This is a genomic window from Chryseobacterium sp. MHB01, assembly GCF_034651565.1.
GTDB classification, from domain to species: domain Bacteria; phylum Bacteroidota; class Bacteroidia; order Flavobacteriales; family Weeksellaceae; genus Chryseobacterium; species Chryseobacterium nepalense.
In genome coordinates, this window is the sequence record NZ_JAYEDA010000056.1 from 1 (window position 1) to 398 (window position 398).

1 pseudogene is annotated in these 398 nt (G+C 46.7%); it reads right to left on the minus strand.

Annotated elements, in window-relative coordinates:
- Nucleotides 1-398, minus strand: a pseudogene (locus U9K52_RS21230) (SprB repeat-containing protein); the annotation flags it as partial.

The window sequence follows — 398 nt, forward strand, 5'->3', positions numbered from 1 at the left end:
TAAGTTCCGGCAGATAATCCTGTAGCCGTTGCAGCTGTTCCTCCTGATGGAGACCATGAATACGTATAAGGTGCTGTTCCTCCTGAAACGTTAACAGTTGCTACTCCTGTAGATCCGCCATTACATGCGATATTCGTCTGGGAAGTAGTAGCACTAAGAGCCGTTGGCTGTGTAATAGTGAATGTTCTGGTTAAGGTACATGCGTTAGCATCAGTAACAGTTACTGTATAAGTTCCGGCAGATAAGCCCGTAGCCGTTGCAGCTGTTCCTCCTGATGGTGACCATGAATACGTATAAGGTGCTGTTCCTCCTGAAACGTTAACAGTTGCTACTCCTGTAGATCCGCCATTACATGCGATATTCGTCTGGGAAGTAGTAGCACTAAGAGCTGTAGGCTG